The following is a 23,836-nucleotide window of genomic DNA, read 5'->3' on the forward strand; positions in this document are numbered from 1 at the left end:
AGGGGGCTAAGTACCAAGTAATAGTATTCATAAAGTTCAAAGTTCAAAGTTCAAAGCTCAATGTTCAAAGTAAAAAGGTTATCTCTCTATGAATTGAACTCCATAGTCCGTGAGGTCATTTCGATGTCCTTGCCCGACAGCTATTGGGTGGAAGCGGAACTCTCCGAGGCTCGCGAGGGCTACGGCGGGCACTGCTATCTGGAACTCATCGAGAAGGATGAGCGCTCTAATACGCCCATTGCCAAGGCGCATGCCTCCTGCTGGCGAAACCGATGGATGTTCATCAAACCGAATTTCGAGCGCATCACCGGACAGCGCATTCATGCCGGTATGAAAGTGCTGCTCAAGGTGCACGCGCAGTTTCATGAGAACTATGGCTTTTCCTGGATAGTAGATGATATTGACCCTAACTATACGATGGGCGATATGGCGCGCAAGCGGTTGGAAATCATCAATACGCTGAAAGCAGAGGGCGTCTTTGAACTGCAGAAGGAGTTGGTGCTCCCGATGTTCTGCCAGCGCATCGCCGTCATTTCCAGTGCTACGGCTGCTGGATATGGTGATTTCTGCAACCAGCTTGCCGATAACGATTATGGTCTGCAGTTTCAAACCCGCCTCTTTCCGGCTACGATGCAGGGCGAGGGGGTAGAGCAGAGTGTGATAGCTGCCCTCGACAGTATCAATGCCGAATGGGAACAGTTTGACTGCGTAGTCATCATCCGAGGCGGTGGTGCTACGAGCGATCTCTCGGGTTTCGACACTCTGGCGCTTGCCGAGAATGTGGCAAACTTCCCGCTGCCTATCATCACGGGAATAGGACATGAAAGGGACGAGAGTGTGCTGGATATGATTTCTTTCCAACGTGTAAAGACACCGACAGCCGCTGCCGCCTTCCTCGTTAATCATCTTACTGAGGTTTATGCTCGTGTAATGAATGCGCAAGAGGCTATCGTGCAGAATGTGAAGCACCGTCTGCAGGTGGAGAAGATGAGGCTAGACAGACTGAGCAACACGATTCCTGTCCAGTTTTCGCTGGTGAAGACGAAGCAGGGTGCCTATCTCGACCGCTTGATGAGTCGTTTAAGCACAAATGTCCAGTCGAAACTATCGGAAGCCCAGCGCCATTTCGAGATTCTTTCTCAGAATGTTCAGCCGATATTGGAAAGGAAGATGCTCAACGAGAGTCATCGTCTGCAGCTTCTTTCCCAGCGCATCCAGGCACAAGACCCCGAATTGTTGCTGAAACGTGGCTACAGCATTACGCTGAAAGATGGCAAAAGCATCCATTCTGCCTCGCAACTGAAGTCTGGCGACATCATTGAAACGAGGTTGGCCGAGGGCAGCGTGAAGGCAAAAGTTGAATAATAGTTTATAATTTATAGTTAATAGTTTATAGCAATCTGGCTCCAGACGCCCTGAACGTTGAACTTCACACGCCCTGAAAGGGCAGAAGCTCCTAGCCCAGGGCATCGCCCTGGGTAATAAAGGACGCAATCTTGTCGCCCTGTAAGGGCAAAAGCTTTAAAATATCCACTATTAACTCTGTTACCCCAAAACAAAATAAAAATATGGAAAAAGAAGAAATGAAATACGAACAAGCCGTAAGAGAGCTTGAAGAAATCGTAGAAAGAATGGAGAATGATGAACTCGATATTGATCAGCTCTCCGAGCAGTTGAAACGTGCCAAAACCTTGGTGAAACTCTGTAAAGACAAACTCACCAAGACCGATGAGGAAATCAAGAAACTCCTCAGCGAGGATTGATTTACGATAAGCAGAAACTTGTTGGAAATTGTAGAAGAAAGTTGAATTTTCGCGCACGGATCTCACGGATCTCACGGATTTTGGCTCCTTCGGAGTTTTGGCTGTGAGGCTTAGTGAGTACCGTTGCTTGCAACGAAGAAGATCCGTGAGATCTGTGAGATCCGTGTGCGACTTAAATACCATCCGTAAATATGATACTTAGGCATCGTAACTATCTTGTTTACGGCCGGGGGGTAACTAGGGTGAGTAGGAAATCGCTTTTTCTGGGAGTCTATATATATACTATATCTTTCCTATAGTAAACGAACCTTTACATAAGGAAACTCTTAGAAAGTACTCTCCCCTTACTTACCCTACCCACCCGTAGAAGGGCAGGTCGGGGGCGGTATCCTGCTGCGAATAGTCATCCTCTGCTCTTGGCGATGAAGTCGGTGAAGGGTGAACCTCGATGCCAACCTTTAGCGTTAATAATGTGTTAAAAACACCCCATAACCCATTATAATAGAGATTCTTATATTTCTAGCATGCGCTGTATATACAAAGTTCTTTTTACTAGGGTTCACCCCAGAGCCGAAAAGGTGAATGCTTGGGGCAAGTGTTCACCCCGCTGTTCACCATTTGGTAACTATCGACAAAGATACGACAAAAGGCTTCCTGTTTTATTTCAAGCAATGTTCGTTCATTGGCATTGGGGTTGTTGCATTATCCACTTCCTGTAAGAGGGTGTGTCATAAGTCTGGATAATAGTTGGTGTATAACAGTTGACTACCGCATGCACAACAGGTGTTGTGCATGCGCATATCAGCTGTTATGCAAGCGCACAACAGCTGTTGTGCGACCGAAGATACTGACTGTCTCAACAACATATCCTATCTCTTCCAACAACTTATTCTGTCTCTTCCAACAACATATCCTATCTCTTCAAGCAACATATTCTATCTCTTTCAACAAATAGAAGAGGGTGAATCATAAACTTATGACACATCCTCTTTCAATTTGACTTGAATAGAACGCAAACCAGCGTTTTACATGGTAAAGGTCTTGAAAATCCCTCACTCTGAGGAATTTCCGAACGCATATCAAGGCTAAGCCTAACTACAACCTTTGCACCCCACTTGTATTGTTTCTGCTTCTCGCAAATGTCCTCGCCCAAACTCCAGTAGAATTTGAGCATTTCCGTATTCACTTTGACAGCAGCTTTAAGTTGTGCCATGCGGAAACGTTTCTTCAGGTCAGACAATCACTTCACATAGTTCTTGTCTGCCATGAAGGAGTCGCTATTCACGAACTGCGGTATATTATCTTTATTTTTCATATCATTACCTTTTTTGAAATCCTTAGTTTCCTTTATATCAGAAAGTGTTGCTTCAATGTCTTCTATTGTAGGCAACTGGCTCTGTATGTTTTCAGGCATGAGCTTAGACATCCTTCTTGTAATTGTGCAACAAGTTATTGCACATTTACTTCGTCTAATTTGGAAACAGCTTGTTGTCAAATTGTAAGTTGCTCATTATAAAACTGATACCATTGTCTGATATACTTCAAGTTTCTGTATGAAAGCCCTTTCATATCTGGGAACTCTGCCACAACTTGTGGAAAGTTTACTCTAACAATCCCAACTCTTTCAGATAGCCCTCAATCTCCTTGTCAAGGTCAGCACGTTTGGCCTCCAGGTCCTTGATTGCCACGTAGTTTGTTTGCAACTTCTCAAAGTTTGTCAAGAAATTTCTGTTGTAATTCTTCGCTCATATCGTTATTTCTTTTTTATATTCAATGATTCACTGACATTGATATATTTTTCGTCTTTATCTGTTATATACTGATGGCTGTACTTTCCTTTTCCCTCATTTAGGATTATTACACCATTCCAAAAGGATGTCGGACTTATGGCATAGCTTGGGTCTAAACAGAATATTTTCTTGACACCGTCTTTTTGTTCTTCATACCCAATAGCAAGTACAGCATGAGCGCCACCTTTAAAAGACAGAGCGGTAATCAAAGGCGTGTCGCTATCTATTGCAGTCCTAAGTTCTTCTACAAAAGAAGTTTGGTCTGATAAAGATGCTGTATATTGAAGAGGCGAAGATGTAACCTCTTTAGCAAAAGAATGGGATAGCTTTTCTTTTATTTCGGAAAAATAAAATCCATCACGGCACAGTCCTTCTGTCACAAAGAACTCTTTGAAGAGTCTCCCTTTTGCGGTATTTCCCTTAAATGTTGTTTTCAAGTTGACAATTTGATTACGAGTAAGAACCTTTAGTATGAGCAGGTTCATCATCATGGAATATACGGCACAAGCCCCATCCATTTCTCCTTGTTGTAAATGGACAGGTTGCCACTTGCGGTTAAATACACTAACACCCGAAGCCGTTATATCTAAATCTTTAATAATCTTAATCATTGTCGCTTTGTTATATATCTAAATCTTTTGTAATCTTAATCATTGTCACTTTGTTATTCCCAACTGAATGTCCTTATTATAGAACGCAGTTTCTTTGCCTTTTCAAAACATTGTGTCCACAAAGACACAGCAAGTTATGTTTCGAGTTACTCGAAACCTTTTGGGTTACTCCCAAAAGAACTTGCCTGTCGGTGATTTGTTCCTCCGTAGTCGGACAATTAAGATGGAAAGAACATATAAAAACAGCATAAAAAGTTTCTGATTTTTCTCATAGACAATTTAAATTTTATATTTTTGTGCAAAATTAGAAACAATGACAGAACTATTTCCATGACAGTCCTTTGCTGTCTAAATCTCTTGTGCTGAAAGGTGGTATAGCCATCAATCTCACCGTTTTCCAACTGCCAAGACTCTCGGTAGATATAGACCTTGACTTTACTGTGGATTGCGACCGAGAATCCATGCTCTCCATTCGCCAAGAAGTGAATAACGAGATTCTACGCTATATGGAGTCGGATGGTTCTCGAATCTGGTGCTGTGCTCGTCATCAATGATGCTTTTCTCTTATTCTTCTGCCAGTTCTTTCATCGCATCGTTTAATGTGTTGAAAAGAACATTGATGTTTTCTTCTTCATTCTTGCATGCCTCCTTGAAGAGGGCAACAGGATCTTCGGTGCTGCTCTTGAGCGGAGTCTCGTTGAGCAGGATGTTGACATTGTTCAGCAACATGCCGTGAAGGGTAGGCATGTGGAGCTGGTGCTGTTCGCCCTCCTTGCTGCCACACTTCAAGCCTGCGGCGTATGCCTTTACGATGATGCGGACCAGGAGATGGATGGCCATCGGCTCGTCAGCAAGACTGATGAGAATGCCGTGGGTATAATCGCGTACATGCTCTTCAAGAGTGGTAAACTTGCCTTGAAGAAGCCAGGTGAAGTTACGCTTGTATTCAGACTCCATCGCCTTGTAAAGCTGGTTCGATTTGCAGGCTATGCGCAAGTAGTCGAGCATGGTTGGCTCAAAGGTCGGGTCAGCCTGTTTCATGCTGTCGAAGTTCTTCTTCATGCGCTCGTTGGCTTCCTCGGCAGTCTTGTAGTTGAGGCGTACGAGGGTGGAGAACATGATGTCGAAGAAGTATTGGTTTACTTCGCCGTAGTGCTCCAGCATCATCTGCTTGATCTGTTTCGGGTCGTTCTTCTTGCTGAAGTCATTGCCTTCGATGGTAGCATCGATGATGCCACGTGCGTAAGCTTCAAAGAAACCTCTTACAAATGCAGCTACTGCCTGATAACTGTTGATTCTTTTGCTCATTTCTTGTCTGTGTTTATTGGGCTGTTCCTGTTTGGGAATAACAGCTTCTTATTCAAAAGTCTTAAATTCATACCCCTGTTCCATGAGCCATTCTATGGCCTGAGGGAGCGCTGTCTTCAGCTTTTCAATGCTCTTCAGCGAGTCGTGGAAGGTGATGATGCTGCCATTGCGGGCATATCGCTTCACATTGTTCACCACATCTTCTGCCGTCATCCATTTGGAATAGTCGCGCGTCACCACATCCCACATGATGACCTTGTAAGTGCGGTGCAGCCACCAATACTCACTTGGTCGCATCCAGCCGTGAGGTGGACGGAAGAGATGGGCATGGATGATATCGTTCGCCTTATTGGTGTTGAGCACGTAGGAGATGACACGGTGCTTGAAGGCACCGATATGATTGAATGTATGGTTGCCTACCTGATGACCCTCTGCCACAATCTGGTTGTAGAGGTCATGATGGCGCAATACATTCTCGCCTACCATAAAGAAAGTAGCCTTGATATTGTACTTTCTCAGGGTCTCTAAGATGAATGGAGTTGACTCTGGAATCGGACCGTCATCAAATGTAAGATAGACAGAATGGTCTTTCTTGTCCATTCTCCAGATGGCCTTTGGATATAACCATCTGAGCCATTTGGCTGGTTGCTCTATGAACATGAATAAAACAGGTTTATATGAATAATGAAAAGTTTGGTGTCGTGTTTCGCGACACCAAACTTTTTTCTATTTTTTACTGGTTGCCTTCCGGCATTCTGCCACCTCTGCCATGATAGAGACGGTAGAGGTTGTTGAGCTGTTTCTCATACTTCTGCTCCAACTGTGGACTCACCATTCCGGCAGCCTCGCAGATGCTCTGCATGATCATGATCTGACGGATGCAGTCATGCTCTGCCTGGAGGAAACGGTCGTTTGGCAGCGAGAGATAGTAGTTGAGGTATTGTGAAGCATTCTTCCATACCGCTTCTATATATTCCTTGCCCTTGGCTTTCTGACCGGTCATCAGCCAGCCGCGAGCCATATCCAAGCCACCGCTCATGTAGTCGAGCGTAACATTGTAGGCAGGAATCTCGGTATCAGCCTTCTTCAGAATGTTGATAGCCTTCTGCTTCTTGCCTTCGGCGATGAGCTGGAGGGCTGTCTGGGCGAGCAGGCGACGGTGGGTATAACACATACGCATGGTTGTCTCGTCGATGTAGAGTCCCTTCTGCTTCAGGTTGCCGAACTTGAATCGGGTCATGATGTTGTGATAAGCCTTCTCTGTATCGAAGTTCTTGGCACCTGGCTTGTTGGTGGTGAACGGAGTGATACGGTTCACAAGTCCCTCCTGTATGAAGTTGTCACCCAGGTTCATATAGTTCTCTTCGCCTACGGTGAGTGCTACGTAGAGCGGACGGGTCCAGTTACACTGTGCCAGCATTTCGAGCATCATGAGGTCGCCCTTGTAGAGTGCGCTCTTGCCGGCAAGCGAGATGACCATCTTGTCTGGAATAGAATCTGATGCCATCATCATGCCGCTCTTCTTTACAGCCTCCTTGTCGATGGTGACATAGAGGGTATCTGTAGGGATGAAGTGCATGTCAGGGTTCTTGCTGCGTACCCAGTTCTTCAAGATGTTCTTGAGCTCGAACGGTTCGGCACCAAACTGCTTCTTGGCATTCTCAGGATCTTGCTTGTAGAAGTCGAGAATCTGCTTCTTTGCCTCAGGTTCAACAGATACATATTCGTTGGTACCTGAACAGAAGTCGAGACGTGGCCAGGTGATTGGCACGGATGGTGAGTTGTATGCAGGACGCATCATCTGGTCGATATACCAGTCGGTCTGCAGGTAGCTCAGGTTACATACGCGGGCATCTGTTCCTACGCCTTCTACCTCCTGGTTGTACCAGAGTGGGAAGGTATCGTTATCACCATTGGTAAAGATGATAGGGTTGCCCTTCTCCTGGAGTGACATCAGATAGTTCTGACCGAAGTCACGGCAGGTGTAACGGTTTGAGCGGTCGTGATCATCCCAGGTCTGTGATGCCATCTGGATAGGTACGAGAAGTGTGATGACTGCTACGATGGCTGTTACGGCAGTACCGCTGAGCTTCATCTTGCGCTTCAGAATGTCGATGATGGCGAGTACGCCGAGACCGCACCAGATAGCGTATGCATAGAATGAGCCGGCATAAGCATAGTCACGCTCACGTGGCTGCATAGGTGTCTGATTCAGGTAGATGACGATGGCAAGACCTGTCATGAAGAAAAGGAAGAATACAATCCAGAACTGCTGGATACCGATAGGGAGGAGTACTTCCTCTTCCTTGCCGTTCTTCATTACCTTCTTCTTGCGGGTATACCAAGCCTGCCAGAAAAGTCCGATGAGACCGAGAATCAGTGGCATGCAGTAGAATACATTGTGGCCCTTGTTCTCCTTCAGGTCGTCTGGCAATTTGCTCTGGTCGCCATAGAGTGAATCATCGATGAATGAGAAACCGGTAATCCAGTTTCCGTGCTCTGGCTCACCATTGCCCTGGATGTCGTTCTGACGGCCGGCAAAGTTCCACATGAAGTAGCGCCAGTACATGAAGTTGCACTGGTAAGAGAGGAAGAAGCGGATGTTGTCAAACTGTGACGGCATCTTCACCATCATACTCTCTCCGCAGCGGTCGTAAGGAATCTCTGTGCCTTCTACACCGCCCATCCAGTCTTCGTAAGCCTGGGCATGAGCCGAACTGTACATACGAGGGAAGAGCATGTTCTGGGCATAGATATACTTATTCTTGTGACTTACTACGAAGTAAGAGTCCTTCTCATCAGCCGAAGCCTTCTCCTTGCGCTGGTAAACCGGTGCGCCTTCCTTCATGACAGGCTTGCACATGTTGCCGTCTACTTCGAGGGCTACCTGTGATGTATAAGCCTGGCCATAGAACAGAGGGCGGTCGCCATACTGGTCGCGGCTCAGATAACTTCCCAGGGTAAAGATGTCCTCAGGAGAGTTCTGGTCCATAGGAGGGTTGGCAGAAGAACGGATCACGATGAGTGCGTAGCTGGAATAACCAATCATCAGCATCAGCATGCAGAGCAAGGCTGTGTTCTTGACGCGTGCTGAGATGAGCGGCAGGAGCTGCATCTTCTTCTTGGCGATGCCAGTAGATTCGTCAACGCCTGTTACTACCTCCTGCTTGCGCTTGTAGCCGAGTACAAACCAGAGGATAACCAGCACGATGATGCCGGTGATGGCAGCTGTCCAGCCATATCCGTAGAATGGGATGCCGAGCATGCCGAAACCGAGAACGAAGGCGATATTCTGCTTCTTCTCGTTCTTCTCTGATGCATTACAGGTCTCGTAGATGCCCCAGATGACAGAGGCTACAAGACAGATGATGTATACGATTTCACCGGTATTGAACGGACAGCCGAGGGTGTTGACAAAGAACAGCTCGAACCAGCCGCCTACGGTGATGATGCCTGGAACCACACCATACAGTACGGCTACCACTACGAGGAATGAAAGGAACAGTGCCAGGAGCGAACCCTTGAGGTTGGCATGTGGCACCTTCTTGTAGTAATAAACCAATACGATGGCTGGGATACAGAGCAGGTTGAGCAGGTGGACACCGATACTCAAACCGGTCATATAGGCGATGAGCACAAGCCAACGGTCGCTATGAGGCTCGTCAGCATGGTCTTCCCACTTCAATATCAGCCAGAATACCACAGCGGTAAAGGCAGAAGAGAACGCATAAACCTCACCCTCGACAGCAGAGAACCAGAAGGTATCGCTGAAGGTGTAGATGAGTGCGCCCACCATACCGGATGCCTCGATGGCAATCAGCTTGCTGGTGGTCAGTTCTTTCCAGTCGCTGATAACGAGTCGGCGAGCCAGGTGGGTGATGGTCCAGAAGAGGAACATGATACAGACGGCGCTCAGCAGGGCGCTCATCGTATTTACCATCTTGGCTACCTGGGTAGTGTCGCTGGCGAAATGTGTGAAGAAATTGCCTAAAAGCATGAAGAATGGTGCCCCAGGTGGGTGACCGATCTCCTGCTTGTAAGCAGTCGTAATAAACTCAGGACAGTCCCAGAAGCTGGCTGTCGGTTCAATTGTGGAACAATAAGTGAACGCCGCAATGATGAATGCGACCCATCCGAAGATATTGTCCACTAATCTGTACTGTTTCATTATTGTTTAAACTTTAATGTATTATATTTCTTTTTGAATGCTTTCTCTGTTTCTGAATGCTTTCTCCGCGCCTTTCAAGAAAGGCACATTCCAGTTGCAAAGATAATAAAAAGATGAGATAATATGGATTTTTGCACCTGTTTTTTAGGCATTATTATATAATAAGCCTATACATTTAAGAAATGCTCTTCCAGTTTTTCTCTCGGCATATCTGCCGTATCGTGGTAGTGGAGATGATGATTTACGCAGGCGATGTGCTTTACGTTATTAAGCACTTCGGCTACATCATGGTTTACGATGATAATGGCGCACTCCCGGTTGATCTGTTCCAGCATCTCGTACATCTGCTTCTGGAAACGGCGGTCGATGTAGGTGTTGGGCTCATCCAGTATCACTACATCGGGTTTCGAAACAATGGCGCGGGCGAGGAGGACTCGCTGCAACTGTCCGCCGCTCAAGGCTGCGATATGGCGGTCTTTCAACTCTGTGAGCTGCATCTGTTCCAGACAGTCGAGTACCTGCTGGTGCTGTGCCTGGGTGTATCTCGAAAAGAGACTTTTGGTCTTGCTGAGTCCTGAGAGTACCACTTCATAAACGGAGATAGGAAACTGTTTGTCGAGATGGTTGTATTGGGGCAGATATCCCATACTGATTTCCCTAACTTCCTCTCCGTCTTTATAAAAGCGGATGCTGCCGTCTGTGGGGTTCATCAGTCCCAGGATGAGGCGCATGAGAGTTGTCTTGCCACCACCGTTGGGACCGATGATGCCAAGATAATCGTCTTTGCAGACGGTGAGGTTGATATCGTGGAGCACCTCCTTGCCTTCATAGCCAGCAGAAAGATGCTCTATCTCTATTAACTTTGAACTTTGAACTTTGAACATTGAACTTTATGATTAGTTGTTGTTTTAACAAAGCTTTTGCCCTTACAGGGCGCCTTGTTAACTGCTATTATACCCAGGGCGATGCCCTGGGCTAGGAGCTTCTGCCCTTTCAGGGCGTGTGGAGCTTACTTCCCAACAACGATTTTCTTGCCTTGTACCGCTGCTGCCGCTTCCTGCATCGCCCAGTTCCAGTCTCCCTGCAATGGGTTGATATCCATTGGTTTGGTGTGGCTCTCCTTGATGAAGGTTGTGGTGTTGCGGTTGGCAAATTCTGCCTGTATCAGGCAGAACTTGATCTTTTCTTTTCTGGCTCTCTCTATGAGGCTCTTCAGCTGGGAGGCACTAGGCTCCCTGCCTTCTTCCTCTATGGCAAGCTGCTCCAGCTGGTAGTCACGGGCAAAGTAGGTGAGGATAGGGTGGTAGATCACAAACTTGCGTACCAGGTCTGGGTCCTTTTTGAAGCTCTCCTTGATGGTGCTGTCTCTCTTGTCAATGATGCTGAGCAGCGACTGATAGTTCTTCTCGAAGAAAGCCTTGTTCTTCGGCTCCAGTTCGCAGAGCGCCTTGAGGATGTTGCTGGCTATGATGCGGGCGTTTTTGCAACTCATCCATACGTGTGGGTCGATGTTGCCACCCGGAGTCTTGGCAGGCTTGATGCCCACGGAGGTATCTATCACCTTCATGTCAGGAGCGTTGTCCTGTAGCTTCTTCATCCAGGTCTGTTCGAAACCGATGCTTCCTACTTTCAGATAGAGAGCACTCCTGGAGAGTTCCATCATCTGCTGGGCATAAGGCTCGTAAGTTTCTGGATTGTTGCCGTTGGATACCATCACGTTGACATCCACCTTATCTCCGGCAATCTTATCAACGAAAAACTTGTAGGGAGGGATGGTAACGGTTACAGTAGGCTTGGCATTACTTTCAGCCATGCCAGCCTTTTGCTGGTTGCTTTTGCAGCCAACCATTAGGGCGCATATTATAATAAGGTATAAAAATCTCTTCATAATTAAACGATAAAACTCAGTCCATAGACCAATAAAACATATCTTAGTACTTTTCCGATGGTGATACTGAGTATCGAAATCGGAATATTGGCTCTTGTCAAGCCTAAAACGATGGTGATGGCACTTCCCAATAGTGGGAGAAAGGCGAAGAATCCCATCCAGGCGCCTCTGCCTGCCATGAAACGTTCAGCCTTATCCAGACTTTTTTTCTTCACATGCAGGTATTTCTCTATCCATTCCATCTTACCCATTCTGCCCACACCGTAGTTGAACATGGAACCAAGCACATTGCCGATGCTACCGTAGATAACGAGGGGGAGAGGCTCTAGTCCAGCTGCCTGCAAGCCTGCCATTACTGCCTCGCTGCTGAATGGGAAGAAAGAACCTGCCAGAAAAGCTGCAGCAAGCATGCCCCAATAGCCCCAGTCGATTAAGAAACTGATAATCCAACTCATAATAATATGCTCTCTGGTACGAGTATGTTGTAAGCCATGATAAGTACCAGCATGATGAGCAGCAGGATGAAGGAGATGTTGGTAAACTTACCTCTGGTGAATGTGATGAAATGGGCGATAAGCGGTGCTGTATTCACAATCAGGATGCCGCCCAGTTCCTGTATATGTCGAGGTTGGAGGACGATGAAGATGATGCAGGCAACCGATATCATGATAAACGTTTCGTAGATCATGCGGGTGCGTATCTTATCGCCGTAGCTGGTGCGTATGAAGTGGATGGAACCGATGATGGTGAGCAGGATAACGAAACTCAGGTTCAGTACCTGATGGTCGGTAACCTGCGAATAATCAAAGAGTTCGCTGTAGTTGATGAATTCGCAGAAGTGGTCAGCCAGACCCTGTATGTTGTCGGTATAGAAGAAATAACCGGCTGCAAACCAATAGGGCACGATGAGACCAACCAGGGATGCAAAGAATGTCTTTACGCTAAACGAGAGGGTAAACACCATCATCATGATCCACAGTATAGGCATGAAATAGCCTATCTGCACGAAAACCATCGATGCCAGACCGATGCAGGCAAAGGCGTAGAAAGTCCAGCCTGTAGAGCGTTTATCCTGATAGCAATTCCAGATAATGAGATAAAAGGCGATGAAACACATCGTCACAATACTGCTTTTTAAAGAGAGTTGGGGGAGTCCTGTCATCGTCATTAATGCCAGAAAACTGCAGGATACCATTCGGCTGTAGGTACGCATCAGGGCATTACGGTTGTTCAGTTCCACCATCAGCAGGGTAGACATGGCTGTGAAAGCAAATTCTACCCAGATATTGGATACCAATAAACCTACTGCAACCCAAACCAGCGTGGCAAGGGTTGCAGTAATAGGTAAAGAGTAGCGGCTAGCCGCTACTTTATTTTGAAAAGTTTTCTTTCTTAACATCTAATTCAACATTAAAAAACTAAAGGTCCTGTCCGATATCAGAACGGAAGTACTTGTCGGTGAACTGGATCTTCTGTGCCTCAGCAAAGCTCTTCTTCAAGGCTTCTTCCTTGTCCTTGCCGTAGCTGCTTACGCAGATGACACGACCACCGTTGGTTACTACCTGACCATCCTTCATAGCTGTACCGGAGTGGAATACTACCGAACCTTCTACATCGTCGATGCCCTGGATAGGATAACCCTTCTTGTAAGCCTCTGGATAACCGCCGCTTACGAGCATTACGCAGACTGCTGCACGCTCGTCAAACTCGATGCTGCGCTTGTCCAAGTCGCCTGCTGCTACACCCTCGAAGAGATCCACGATGTCGCTCTTCAGACGGAGCATCACGCTCTCTGTCTCAGGATCACCCATACGGCAGTTGTACTCGATGACCATAGGTTCGCCTTCAACGTTGATCAGACCGAAGAAGATGAATCCCTTATAGTCGATGTTCTCCTCAGCAAGTCCCTCTACTGTAGGACGGATGATGCGCTCTTCAACCTTCTGCATCCACTCCTTGGTAGCGAATGGTACAGGGGTAACGCTACCCATACCACCGGTATTCAGACCGGTATCGTGCTCGCCGATGCGCTTGTAATCCTTAGCCTCAGGCAGAATCTTGTAGTTCTTGCCGTCAGTCAATACGAATACAGAGCACTCAATGCCGCTGAGGAATTCCTCGATGACTACGCGTGCCGAAGCGTTGCCGAACATACCGCCGAGCATCTCCTTGAACTCCTTCTTAGCCTCTTCCAGGGTAGGGAGGATGAGAACGCCCTTACCGGCGCACAAACCGTCAGCCTTCAATACATAAGGAGCCTTCAGTGTCTCCAGGAATTTCAAGCCTTCCTCTACGTGCTCGCCGTCGAAAGTCTCATACTGGGCAGTAGGGATGTTGTGGCGCTTCATGAACTTCTTGGCGAAGTCCTTGCTGCCTTCCAATACGGCGCCAGCCTTTGATGGACCGATGACAGGGATGTTCTGGGTGCGAGGATCGTTCTTGAAGTCATCGTAAACACCCTTTACCAATGGGTCTTCCGGACCAACTACCACCATATCAACGCCATTTTCTACTGTGAAGTTCTTGAGCGCCTCAAAGTCGTCTGCCTTGATATCTACGTTCTCGCCGACATTCTGAGTACCGGCATTACCTGGAGCGATGAAGAGTTTCTCACACTTCTCGCTCTGAGCGATTTTCCATGCTAAGGCGTGCTCGCGGCCACCGCCTCCTAACAATAAAATTTTCATTTGCTGTAAGTTATTGTTTGTTATTTGATGTAGAAGTAAACTCCCCTTTTCGGGGGGATGTTTACTCCTAGATATTTACTTGAGATAATCGAAGAAATAATTGCTGATGCGCTCATGCAGATGAGTGCTCTGATGACCTCTCATGTTGTGAGGCTCGCCAGGATAGACGAAGAAGTCTGGCTGGGTGCCTGCTGCGATGCAAGCCTTGAGGAAGGTGAGGCAGTGCTGTGGCACTACGGTCACATCGTTCAAGCCCTGGATAATCTGCAGCTTGCCCTTCAGGTTCTTTGCCTGATAGAGCAGGGAGGTCTTCTTGTAACCCTCTGGGTTGGTCTGTGGGGTGTCCATATAGCGCTCGCCATACATCACCTCGTACCAGTGCCAGTCGATTACCGGACCGCCTGCTACGCCTACCTTGAACACATCAGGGTGGTTGGTCATCAGCGAGATGGTCATGAATCCGCCGAAGCTCCAGCCGTGAACGCCAATCTTGTCAGCATCTACGTAAGGAAGCGTCTTCAGATATTCCACGCCCTTCATCTGGTCTTGCATCTCAATCTGTCCGAGCTGACGGAAGGTAGCCTGCTCGAAAGCCTTGCCACGGTTCTCGCTTCCACGGTTGTCGAGGATGAAGAGCAGATAGCCCTTTTCTGCCATGTAGGTTTCCCAACCACGGCTAGAGTAGTTCCAGCGGGCATCTACGTTGTGGGCATGAGGTCCACCATATACATATATAATGGTAGGATACTTCTTGTTTGGATCGAAGTTTACCGGCTTCACCATTCTCCAGTAGAGGTCTGTTTCGCCATCGGCAGCCTTGATGGTACCGCAGCTGTACTCAGGCACATTGTAGCCCTTCCAAGGGTTCTCGGCTGTGAAGTAAGCGGTGCGCTTGCCGTTCTCGGTATTCACGAGGGCAATCTTGCGAGGCACGGTAGGAGTAGAGTAGTTGTCGAAGACATACTGTCCGTTCTCGCTCAAAGTGGCGCTGTGCCATCCCTTGCCGCAATCATCTACCAGCGTACGTTTGCCGGTTTTTGTATCTACGGCAAAGATGTTTCTCTGGATAGGCGATTTCTCGTTGGATGCGATGATGATACTCTTGCGCTTGCTGTTGAAACCGAGCACTTCCATCACTTCCCATTTGCCGGAAGTCAACTGCTTGATTTCGAGCGATTCCGTGTTGCTTGCCATGCGGCTTCCGTGCTTGCCCAGGGTGCAGAGATAGAGGTGGTTGTAGCCATCCTTGCGGCTCTGCATGATAAAGCTGTTGCTGTCCCAAGGCAGGAACTGGATAGGATGACATGGTTCTACATATTTCTCATCGGTCTCGCGATAGAGTTCGCCTGTCTTCTCGCCGGTTTCTGCATTGTAGGCAGTCAGACGGCAGTCGTTCTGGTCGCGGTTCAGTTCGAACATATAGATGGTCTTGCTGTCCGGACTCCATGCGATGTTGGTGAAGTAGCGGTCGGTTGGATCGCCAGCTTTCAGATAGACGGTCTTGCCGGTCATGCAGTCGAACACGCCTACGGTTACCTTGTGTGATGTCTCGCCAGTCATCGGATACTTGTCTGGTGCAGGAGTAGCAATGCAACTCTGTGTTTCAGGATGGTTGAAACCGATTTCCGGGATGTCGACCTGCGGATAGTCGGTTACCATACTCTGGTCCATGCGATAGAAGGCGAGCAGTTCGCCGTTCGGACTCCAGAAGGTTCCCTTGCTGATACCGAACTCATCGCGGTGAACACTCTGTCCATAAACAATTTCGCGGCTTCCGTCCTTTGAGAGCTGGAAATCGTGAGATTTCTTCTCTTTTGTCAGGGTGTTGCTGGTTACATCGAAGGTACGCACATAGAGGTTGCTGCCCTTCAGATAGGCGAAGGCGTTCTGCTGGGCGTTGGCCTCCAGGAGGTTCTCGCCGTCAGCAAAATCCATCTCGCTCAGCAGCTTATGCTTCTTGAAGTCTACGGTATAAGTCTTGCTGCCGTTGCTTACCATCACGATGTTCTTGCCTGCAAAAGGGAAGAGAGCATTGTAGAGGGCTCTTACCTTGATGTCTTTGGTAGGAGCAATCCACTGGTTGATGTCATTGATGCCGAAGAGTCTGGTCTCCTTGCCTGTCGTCTTGTTGACGAGATAGCAGGCATCCACATCCTGGCGAACGAGTTCATTGCCCCACCAGGTGCACCAGCGGTTCTTAGCTACCATGTTACGATAGTTGTTGCCGCCGAAGTTCAGGTCTTCCAATGTAAAGGTTTTCTCGCCTTTCTGAGCAGGAACCACGCCCTGAGCCTGTAAGTCGGTTGCATTCATAGCCATCATGATCATAGCAGCAAAAGATAATTTATAAATTGAATTCTTCAGATTCATTATATTCTTTACTTTATCGGGTTTACCACCCATGCGTCGTGAAACACGACGTATGGGTAGTATGTCTTTTTAATCCTCGTCGTCGAAGTCAACGCTGAAGTTCTTCTTGCCTCCGCGCTTGCCTCCGAAATCACGGCTACCACGTTTGTCGCCTTTGAAGCCACCACGCTTGTCGCCTTTCTCGAAACGCTTTCCGTCGCGCTTGCCACCGAAGTCACGGCCACCCTTGCGGTCGCCCTTGAAGCTACGGCTGCCACGCTTGTCATCGTCGTCATCATTGCGTCGACCGCCACCGATACGTGAACGGCCGCCCTTATGGAACTCAGCACGCTTCTTCTCGAAGTCTTCCAGACGGTGAGTATGGAACTTGAAAGAACGGATATCGTCCTCCTCGTTTTCTGTCTCCTCGCTTACACGCTTCTTGAATTCACGCTCCTTCTTGAAACGGTGCTTCTGAGCCATCTCGCTCTTCTCGCGCTCAGTCTTCACAATACCGCCTTCAGAACGGAAGTCCTTCATCTTGCCGTCGAACATCACATACTTGCGGAATTCGCACTCCAAGCTTCCGTTGAATACAGGAATCTTGATAGATGGTTTCAGACCAATCTGCTCGAAGCACTCCTCGCGGTAGCTCAATACCCAAGCCTCGTTGCCGGCAAAAGCCTTCTTGAAGCGCTCACCTATCATCTTGTAGGTGTTCAGAAGGTTAGGGGTAGAGATGCGCTCGCCGTATGGAGGGTTCATCACGATGATGCTCTTCTCGGCAGGCTGGGTGAAGTCCTTGAAGTCCTGCTGGGCGATGGTGATATCCTTGCTCAGTCCGGCAGCACGCACGTTGAGGTTGGCTGTGTTCACCGCCTTCATATCTACATCATATCCGTAGATGTGGTGCTCGAACTCACGCTCTTGAGAGTCGTCGTTATAGATTATGTCGAAGAGATCCTGGTCGAAATCGTTCCATTTCTCGAAGGCAAACTCCTTGCGGAATACACCTGGAGAGATGTTGCGGGCGATGAGGGCAGCTTCGATGGCGATGGTACCTGAACCACACATCGGGTCGATGAAATCGCATTCGCCCTTCCAGCCAGTCATCAGAATCATACCTGCAGCGAGAACCTCGTTCAGAGGAGCCTCTACCTGCTCCTGGCGGTAGCCACGGCGGTGCAGACTCTCACCACTCGAATCGAGACTCAAGGTGGCATTGTCTTCTGCAATGTGGATGTTGAGACGGATATCCGGGTTAGATACGCTGATATTTGGACGTGTACCCTGCTTCTCGCGGAACCAGTCAACAATCGCATCCTTTACCTTGTAGGTTACGAAGCGTGAGTTGCGGAACTCCTCTGAGTAGACTACTGAGTCAACAGAGAAAGTCTTCTTCACGTCTAAGATGTCATCCCACTTGATCTTCTGGATCTGATCATATACCTCTTCAGCGCTTCTAGCCTTGAAGTGCTTGATAGGCTTTAAGATACGGATGGCTGTGTGCAACTGGAAGTTAGCACGATACATCATTTCCTTGTCGCCTGTGAAAGACACCATGCGGCGACCGATCTGTACATTATTGGCACCCAACTGGGTGAGCTCTTCAGCCAAGACAGGCTCGAGGCCCATGAAGGTCTTGGCAATGAGTTCAAATTCCTGTTCCATTATTGAATTCTATATCTAATAAACTTTGTTTTTCTTTTTTATATTTCTTTGTTTTCGGTTTCATATCCTTGGTAACCCATACGTTGGCTCCCACTACGCAGCCTTCTCCGATGGTGATGCGACCGAGGATGGTGGCATTGGCGTAGACGATGACATCATTTTCGAGGATAGGGTGGCGAGGGATTCCCTTGATAGGATTGCCGTCCTTATCGAGAGGGAAACTCTTGGCTCCGAGGGTTACACCCTGGTAGAGTTTCACATTGTCGCCGATGATGCAGGTAGCTCCAATCACCACACCCGTACCGTGGTCGATGGTGAAGTGCTTGCCGATGGTAGCCTCCGGGTTGATGTCAATACCGGTTTCCGAATGCGCCAGCTCAGTCATCATTCTCGGAATGAGCGGCACTCCCAGTTCGTGCAGCACGTGAGCGATGCGGTAGTTGGTAATCGCCTTGATGACCGGGTAGCAGGAGATGATTTCTCCGTGGCTCATGGCAGCCGGGTCGCCCTCGTAGGCAGCCTCTACATCGGTAGCCAGAATCTTGCGAAGTCTCGGGAATTCCATGATTGCCTTGGCTGCAATCACGCCTGCCTTGGCACGCTGGTGCTGCAGTTCAGCCTGGGTTTCCGTTTCGCAGTCGTTGGCGAAGCAGAGACCGGCGAGAATCTGCTCTGACAGCATCTCATAGAGTTTCTCTACTCTTACTCCAATATGATATTTGATGGTTGAGATATTTACCGAAGAATTGCCGAAATATCCCGGAAAGAGGATAGAACGGGACAAACTGATGATTTCTTCGAGCGCCTTGCCCGAAGGAAGTGGATTCCCGTCTCGATGCTGATGGAAGAGACCCTTCAAAGATTCGGCGCTCGAAAGCTCCTCGATGGTCTCTGTCAGCTGATGAGTTAATGTATCTTTACTCATTTTCTTAATGTCTCAATAAAATTTGAGTGCAAAGATACGATTATTTTCTTGAATGACAAAGAAATAGCTACGGTTTTTTGTATTTTTTAGAGTGATTTTTTGAGGGATGAAAGACGGAAAGACCCATGTACGGTGTTTTACCGTACATGGGCCTGGCTTGTCTTATTTTGCGATGCTGTCCAGGAAGAGGAGCAGTCGGTTGGTGACGTTTACCTCTGAAACACCGGAATCGAAGTCGAGCGATACAAGGTTGAGCATTGGGAAACGGTCGTGGAGACGTTTCTCGATGCCCTTGGAAATCACGTGGTTAGCAATGCAGCCGAAAGGCTGGAGCGAGATGATGTTGTTCACGCCATCACGGATGTAACCTACGATGTCGGCAGGCAGAAGCCAGCCTTCGCCAAACTGGGCTGCGAGCGAAACCAGTCCCTGTACGTCCTTCGCATCATCATAGATATTGGTGAACGGACGGAAGTAGCGGAACTTGCCGGCTGCCTTGTTTACCTGGCGCAATCTTCTGCCTATCAGCGCCTGATAAGCGCCCTTGATGATGAAATCGGGCACTTTGGTGCAACTCAGCCGCATGTGTTTCTGTATCTCCACATTCACAAATTCCTGCAGGAAGAAAGGGGCAAGCAGAGGCGGAACCACCTCTATGCCGCGCGAAATGATGTTCTGCTCCAGGAACTGGTGGGCGAAAGGATTGAACTTCAGGAAGATTTCGCCTACGATTCCTACCTTCGGCAACGTTCTGTCGAGGGTCATCTGGTTGAATTCTTCGGCTGCCTGTTCCAGGAGTCGGATGAGTCCTTTGGCTGAATTCTGGGCGATAGGTCCGTCTATCAACTGCATGTATTTATCGCGCAACTCTCTGGCAATGCCCGGTTTACGCTCTCTTACGATGCAGGCGTTGTACATTTCGTTGATTGCATCGCCATAGAAAATGGCGGTAACGATAATCTGACTGTATTTCAGCCAAGGCACATTGAAGCCATCCTGCTCGTTGTAGTCTTGCTTGTCGTCTGTTGAGCCTGATGCTTCGCCTGTTGAGGCTGTTACGCCGAGTGTGAGCAGCGGAATGTCCTGGAATCCATTGGAAATCATCGCACGCTTGATGAGACCGGCGTAGTTGGTTGCGCGACACTGGCCGCCCGTCTGACTCATCACTACTGCCGTATTATTCAGGTCGTATCTGCCTGATTTCAAGGCTTTGATGATGTCGCCGACGATAAGGGTTGCCGGATAACAGACTTCGTTGTTGGCAAACTTCAAGCCGAGTTCGGCGCTCACCTCATCGCTCATCGGAAGTACCTCTACATCATAGCCTATCAGTTTCAGGATAGGCGGAATGATAGGGGTGAGGTATTCGGTCATGAAAGGAGCGAGAATCTTGCGATGAATATCCTGCTTGGTGAATACCTTGGTCTGCTGTAAATGTTGAATGTTGAGTGTTGAATGTTGAATTTCTTCTGCTGTTGAATTTTTCACTCTTCGTTCTTCACTCTTCACTTCCTTTACTCCCTTCAGGCTTTCTATGAGCGAGCGGACACGGAGCTTCAGGGAGCCGATATTGCTCACATCATCTATCTTCAACAGCGTGAAAGGCTTGTTGTGGCGCTTCATGATGTCGCGAATCTCGTCCTGGATAAAACTGTCAGGACCGCAGCCGAAGCTGGTCATCTGGACGAAATGAACCTCATCGCCCTGTTCGGCTGCCCATTGTGCTGCCTTCAGAATGCGGTTCATATACGCCCATTGCTTCACGAGATAAGTCTCTGGCTGACAGTTGTATGCTTCGTTGTTGTCCTGGCTGGCTAATGCAGCCTCATTTCTTTCTGCCGCCAGGTTCTCCAGATTGAAGTCTTTGAAATCTGCAAAGAGATTACCCCGGGCGATGTCTTCGCTGATGACGTTGACTCCCAGATTGGCAATCATCTCGCTCAGCTTGTGCTGAATCAGCGGGTCGGTATGATAAGGACGGCCAGCCAGCAGAATCGTAAGTCCCTTGTTCGGCTTCAGAATCTTGTCTTCGTTCGTTTTCTGAGCCTCTGTTTCTTCATTTTTCAGAATCTTCCAGCCCTGTTTCTTAATCTCAGCTGCATATACTGCCTGAGCATAGAGGGCTTCTCTCAGCGCTTTACGGGCAGTCTTCTTGCTTACACCCAGTTGCTTGAGATAATCGGTAATCTGTTTTTCCAGCGCCTTAGGCTGGGCAAAGTTGATGACGGGCGTATCGATTGGTTTCTTCAGATTGATGACCGACTTGATGACATCGCTGTAGCCCGAAACGACCGGACAGTTGAAGCTGTTCAGCGTATTCTTCGGGTCGTCATTATGTTCATAAACCACGTATGGCATGAGGATGCGGTCAACCTTCGGGTTCTCGTTGAGTTCCTTCAGATGACTGTGAGCCAGTTTAGCCGGGAAGCAGATATTGTCGCTCATCACCGTATTCAAGGCTCCTTCATACTGGCTGAAAGTGGAATCGGAAGAGAGAATCACGCCCAATCCTGCTGCCCGGAGCAGCGCATTCCAGAACGGATATTCCTCGTACATGTTGAGGATGCGAGGAATGCCTACTTTGACGTTGTGTTTTACAACGTCAAGTGGGTTAACCGTCTCTCTGTCAAAGAGTAAACTATATTTGTATTCGTAAATATTTTTGCCTTTTCCTCCGTTTGCTCCCTTGTTGTTAAACACACGCTCGCACTTGTTTCCGGAGTAGAATCGGTTGCCGCCGGCAAAGGTGTAGCGGGAAACATAACAATGGTTTTCGCAGCCTTTGCATTGCAGTTGCTTGGTTTCATAATGAGCCAGATTCTGGAGATCATCGATGGATCTTGATGAGGCAGGGTGCTCGTCTTCTGCAGATGTGCGATGCTTGTAATCTGCCGCCGCATGAAGGGCACAGCCGTAGGCGCCCATCAGTTCAGGCATGTTGCTTCGTGCCACTTCGGTATGGGTGAGTAACTCGAATGCTCTTACCACCGCATCGTTTCTCATCGTACCACCCTGCACAACGATTTTGCCTCCAAGGTTCTCATTACCATGGAGTTTCAATACCTTATAAAGACAGTTCTTGATGACCGAATAAGAGATTCCGGCAGAAATATCAGCTACAGATGCGCCCTCTCTGAGCACCTGTTTCACCTTCGAGTTCATGAAGACGGTGCAGCGGGTTCCCAGGTCGCAGGGAGCCTTCGAGTGGCAGGCGAGTTGGGCAAAATCGCCTACAGAATAACCCATGTTGTTGGCAAAGGTCTGGATGAATGTTCCGCAGCCCGAACTGCAAGCCTCGTTGAGTTCCATGCGCACCACAGCCCCTTTCTCCACGAAGATAGCCTTCATGTCCTGTCCGCCGATGTCCAGGATAAAACTCACGTCAGGCATGAGTGAGGCAGCTGCTCTTTCGTGCGCCATTGTTTCGATAATGCCGCTGTCGAGGCCGAAAGCCGCCTTGATAAGTTCTTCGCCGTAACCTGTAGAGCAGGAGCCTACGATTTCCAGTTCAGCCCCTCGCAATGCAGCTTCCTGCTTCAGGGCGTTCAGTCCATCCGCTACTGCCTTGATCGGATTTCCCAGGTTCAGGCGGTAATTGGTAAAGACAATATCTTGCGTAGGCGTCTCCGCATTCACCCTTACCGCAACAATCTTCGTCGTAGTAGAGCCCGAGTCAATACCAATCACAACCTGCTGTTTCCCTTTATTCAGCGGTTGGGTTTCGGTAGCGAATTTCGCCTTTGATTTGAGCCATTCCTGGTGCTCTTTCTCGTTCTTGAACAGAGGCAGCAGACTGCTGGTCCATTCCGTTTGTATTTCTTTTTTCATCCGACTTCTGAGTACCGAAACTGAGGCTGCAGAATCTGCCGATTTAGCCCGATAAGCACAGCCCAGAGCTGGAATGAGATTGCTGTTTCCGGATACGATGAAGTCGTTTGGAGAGAGATGGAGATAGTCGCAGAAAGCCTTGCGGAGAGCCGGAAGAAAGGTCAGTGGACCGCCGCAGAGCAGGATAGGAGCCTCGAAACTGATGCCGTGAGAAAGCGTTACCACCGTCTGTACGGCGATGGAATGGAAGATGCTGGCTGCAATATCGGCTTCGGGCAGATTGCGCGCCATCAGGTTCTGGATGTCGGTCTTGGCGAATACGCCGCAGCGGGCAGCCATCGGATAAACGTGCTCTGCCTTCATCGCCAACTCGCTCATCTTCTGGTTCTCTACGCCCATCAGCACACTCATCTGGTCGATGAAAGCGCCCGTTCCGCCGGCACAGTTGCCGTTCATGCGCAGTTCCATATTTCCGTTTTTCTTGAAGAAGATAACCTTCGCGTCTTCGCCACCAATATCGATGAGCGCTTTCGCCTCAGGATGGGCAGTACGGGCATAGACCGATGCAGCCACCACCTCCTGTACAAACTCCGCCTGGAGCTGTTCGGCAGTAGCCATTCCTACGCTTCCCGTTACGCAGATTCTTGCCTCTGCATCGCCCACCAGGGCTGAAATCTCATCGAAATATTGCGACACAAGTTCGTTGACACGAGCGTTGTGGCGTTCGTATTTTGAGTAAATTACCCGGTTATCGCTGTCGATAACGGCTATTTTGGCTGTCGTAGAGCCAACGTCCAATCCTATGTAATAAGTTTTCTCCATTTCTCTTATCTCAAGTATTTTCTCTT

18 protein-coding genes are annotated in these 23,836 nt (G+C 48.5%); 3 read left to right on the plus strand and 15 right to left on the minus strand.

Translation table 11 applies throughout. The features are described from left to right. Window positions 1-60: 60 nt before the first annotated feature. Window positions 61-1,365, plus strand: a complete 1,305-nt coding sequence (gene xseA / locus FO447_RS00380; RefSeq protein WP_200757191.1) for an exodeoxyribonuclease VII large subunit — start codon at window positions 61-63, stop codon at window positions 1,363-1,365. A 203-nt stretch (window positions 1,366-1,568) separates the two neighbouring features. Further along, window positions 1,569-1,763 carry an exodeoxyribonuclease VII small subunit gene (gene xseB / locus FO447_RS00385; protein WP_006847759.1) on the plus strand — a complete coding sequence of 65 codons (195 nt, stop codon included), beginning with the start codon at window positions 1,569-1,571 and terminating at the stop codon, window positions 1,761-1,763. A 991-nt stretch (window positions 1,764-2,754) separates the two neighbouring features. Here the strand turns inward: xseB and FO447_RS00390 are convergent. The 3 genes from FO447_RS00390 to FO447_RS00405 all read right to left on the minus strand — a co-directional run bounded on the left by FO447_RS00390 (window position 2,755) and on the right by FO447_RS00405 (window position 4,164). After that, window positions 2,755-2,976 (minus strand): DUF1016 N-terminal domain-containing protein, encoded by a 222-nt coding sequence (locus tag FO447_RS00390; protein WP_117694435.1) that lies wholly within the window; start codon window positions 2,974-2,976, stop codon window positions 2,755-2,757. A gap of 27 nt (window positions 2,977-3,003) precedes the next feature. After that, window positions 3,004-3,189: a hypothetical protein gene (locus FO447_RS00395; RefSeq protein ID WP_117694438.1), complete on the minus strand. Its 186-nt coding sequence runs from the start codon at window positions 3,187-3,189 to the stop codon at window positions 3,004-3,006. A gap of 327 nt (window positions 3,190-3,516) precedes the next feature. Further along, the gene (locus tag FO447_RS00405) at window positions 3,517-4,164 is read right to left on the minus strand and encodes a hypothetical protein (RefSeq protein WP_200757192.1); all 648 of its coding nucleotides are present in this window, start codon (window positions 4,162-4,164) and stop codon (window positions 3,517-3,519) included. A 359-nt stretch (window positions 4,165-4,523) separates the two neighbouring features. Between FO447_RS00405 and FO447_RS00410 the strand changes: the two genes are divergently transcribed. Then, complete coding sequence (locus FO447_RS00410; protein WP_234564021.1) at window positions 4,524-4,718, plus strand: nucleotidyl transferase AbiEii/AbiGii toxin family protein; 195 nt, start codon at window positions 4,524-4,526, stop codon at window positions 4,716-4,718. Window positions 4,719-4,728: 10 nt separating this feature from the next. Here the strand turns inward: FO447_RS00410 and FO447_RS00415 are convergent, their stop codons facing one another. From FO447_RS00415 to FO447_RS00470, 12 genes are all read right to left on the minus strand, one after another. Continuing rightward, window positions 4,729-5,472, minus strand: a complete 744-nt coding sequence (locus FO447_RS00415; RefSeq protein ID WP_022120806.1) for a hypothetical protein — start codon at window positions 5,470-5,472, stop codon at window positions 4,729-4,731. A gap of 48 nt (window positions 5,473-5,520) precedes the next feature. Beyond that, window positions 5,521-6,132: a polysaccharide deacetylase family protein gene (locus tag FO447_RS00420; protein ID WP_006847742.1), complete on the minus strand. Its 612-nt coding sequence runs from the start codon at window positions 6,130-6,132 to the stop codon at window positions 5,521-5,523. Between the two features lie 73 nt (window positions 6,133-6,205). Next, complete coding sequence (locus tag FO447_RS00425) at window positions 6,206-9,640, minus strand: glycosyltransferase family 117 protein (RefSeq protein WP_200757193.1); 3,435 nt, start codon at window positions 9,638-9,640, stop codon at window positions 6,206-6,208. 167 nt (window positions 9,641-9,807) lie between these two features. After that, window positions 9,808-10,524, minus strand: coding sequence for a metal ABC transporter ATP-binding protein (locus FO447_RS00430; protein WP_200757194.1), 717 nt, complete (start codon window positions 10,522-10,524; stop codon window positions 9,808-9,810). A 125-nt stretch (window positions 10,525-10,649) separates the two neighbouring features. Further along, the gene (locus tag FO447_RS00435) at window positions 10,650-11,453 is read right to left on the minus strand and encodes a metal ABC transporter solute-binding protein, Zn/Mn family (protein ID WP_200757197.1); all 804 of its coding nucleotides are present in this window, start codon (window positions 11,451-11,453) and stop codon (window positions 10,650-10,652) included. 77 nt (window positions 11,454-11,530) lie between these two features. Beyond that, window positions 11,531-11,983, minus strand: coding sequence for a YqaA family protein (locus FO447_RS00440; RefSeq protein WP_118063560.1), 453 nt, complete (start codon window positions 11,981-11,983; stop codon window positions 11,531-11,533). Further along, on the minus strand, window positions 11,980-12,927 hold the full coding sequence (locus tag FO447_RS00445; RefSeq protein ID WP_200757198.1) for a hypothetical protein: 948 nt from the start codon (window positions 12,925-12,927) through the stop codon (window positions 11,980-11,982). The genes FO447_RS00440 and FO447_RS00445 overlap by 4 nt, the downstream gene beginning before the upstream one ends. A 19-nt stretch (window positions 12,928-12,946) precedes the next feature. After that, window positions 12,947-14,215, minus strand: a complete 1,269-nt coding sequence (gene purD, locus FO447_RS00450) for a phosphoribosylamine--glycine ligase (RefSeq protein ID WP_118080963.1) — start codon at window positions 14,213-14,215, stop codon at window positions 12,947-12,949. A 75-nt stretch (window positions 14,216-14,290) separates the two neighbouring features. Then, the gene (locus FO447_RS00455; RefSeq protein WP_437181816.1) at window positions 14,291-16,585 is read right to left on the minus strand and encodes a DPP IV N-terminal domain-containing protein; all 2,295 of its coding nucleotides are present in this window, start codon (window positions 16,583-16,585) and stop codon (window positions 14,291-14,293) included. Window positions 16,586-16,654: 69 nt separating this feature from the next. Next, entirely contained in the window at window positions 16,655-18,235 is a 1,581-nt protein-coding gene (locus FO447_RS00460) for a THUMP domain-containing class I SAM-dependent RNA methyltransferase (protein WP_118080967.1), read from the minus strand. Then, window positions 18,219-19,160 (minus strand): serine O-acetyltransferase, encoded by a 942-nt coding sequence (locus tag FO447_RS00465; protein WP_117694464.1) that lies wholly within the window; start codon window positions 19,158-19,160, stop codon window positions 18,219-18,221. The genes FO447_RS00460 and FO447_RS00465 overlap by 17 nt, the downstream gene beginning before the upstream one ends. A 162-nt stretch (window positions 19,161-19,322) precedes the next feature. Next, window positions 19,323-23,810, minus strand: a complete 4,488-nt coding sequence (locus tag FO447_RS00470; protein WP_200757199.1) for an acyl-CoA dehydratase activase-related protein — start codon at window positions 23,808-23,810, stop codon at window positions 19,323-19,325. Between the last annotated feature and the right edge of the window lie 26 nt (window positions 23,811-23,836).

The organism is Segatella copri, assembly GCF_015074785.1.
Classification (GTDB): domain Bacteria; phylum Bacteroidota; class Bacteroidia; order Bacteroidales; family Bacteroidaceae; genus Prevotella.

What these genes read in the sequence shown, in the direction of transcription:
- xseA (WP_200757191.1), top strand. Translation starts at nt 61, where the DNA reads ATGTTCAAAGTAAAAAGGTTATCTCTCTATGAATTGAACTCCATAGTC.
- xseB (WP_006847759.1), top strand. Translation starts at nt 1,569, where the DNA reads ATGGAAAAAGAAGAAATGAAATACGAACAAGCCGTAAGAGAGCTTGAA.
- FO447_RS00390 (WP_117694435.1), bottom strand. Translation starts at nt 2,976, where the DNA reads ATGGCACAACTTAAAGCTGCTGTCAAAGTGAATACGGAAATGCTCAAA.
- FO447_RS00395 (WP_117694438.1), bottom strand. Translation starts at nt 3,189, where the DNA reads ATGTCTAAGCTCATGCCTGAAAACATACAGAGCCAGTTGCCTACAATA.
- FO447_RS00405 (WP_200757192.1), bottom strand. Translation starts at nt 4,164, where the DNA reads ATGATTAAGATTATTAAAGATTTAGATATAACGGCTTCGGGTGTTAGT.
- FO447_RS00415 (WP_022120806.1), bottom strand. Translation starts at nt 5,472, where the DNA reads ATGAGCAAAAGAATCAACAGTTATCAGGCAGTAGCTGCATTTGTAAGA.
- FO447_RS00420 (WP_006847742.1), bottom strand. Translation starts at nt 6,132, where the DNA reads ATGTTCATAGAGCAACCAGCCAAATGGCTCAGATGGTTATATCCAAAG.
- FO447_RS00425 (WP_200757193.1), bottom strand. Translation starts at nt 9,640, where the DNA reads ATGAAACAGTACAGATTAGTGGACAATATCTTCGGATGGGTCGCATTC.
- FO447_RS00430 (WP_200757194.1), bottom strand. Translation starts at nt 10,524, where the DNA reads ATGTTCAAAGTTCAAAGTTCAAAGTTAATAGAGATAGAGCATCTTTCT.
- FO447_RS00435 (WP_200757197.1), bottom strand. Translation starts at nt 11,453, where the DNA reads ATGGCTGAAAGTAATGCCAAGCCTACTGTAACCGTTACCATCCCTCCC.
- FO447_RS00440 (WP_118063560.1), bottom strand. Translation starts at nt 11,983, where the DNA reads ATGAGTTGGATTATCAGTTTCTTAATCGACTGGGGCTATTGGGGCATG.
- FO447_RS00445 (WP_200757198.1), bottom strand. Translation starts at nt 12,927, where the DNA reads ATGTTAAGAAAGAAAACTTTTCAAAATAAAGTAGCGGCTAGCCGCTAC.
- purD (WP_118080963.1), bottom strand. Translation starts at nt 14,215, where the DNA reads ATGAAAATTTTATTGTTAGGAGGCGGTGGCCGCGAGCACGCCTTAGCA.
- FO447_RS00455 (WP_437181816.1), bottom strand. Translation starts at nt 16,585, where the DNA reads ATGAATCTGAAGAATTCAATTTATAAATTATCTTTTGCTGCTATGATC.
- FO447_RS00460 (WP_118080967.1), bottom strand. Translation starts at nt 18,235, where the DNA reads ATGGAACAGGAATTTGAACTCATTGCCAAGACCTTCATGGGCCTCGAG.
- FO447_RS00465 (WP_117694464.1), bottom strand. Translation starts at nt 19,160, where the DNA reads ATGAGTAAAGATACATTAACTCATCAGCTGACAGAGACCATCGAGGAG.
- FO447_RS00470 (WP_200757199.1), bottom strand. Translation starts at nt 23,810, where the DNA reads ATGGAGAAAACTTATTACATAGGATTGGACGTTGGCTCTACGACAGCC.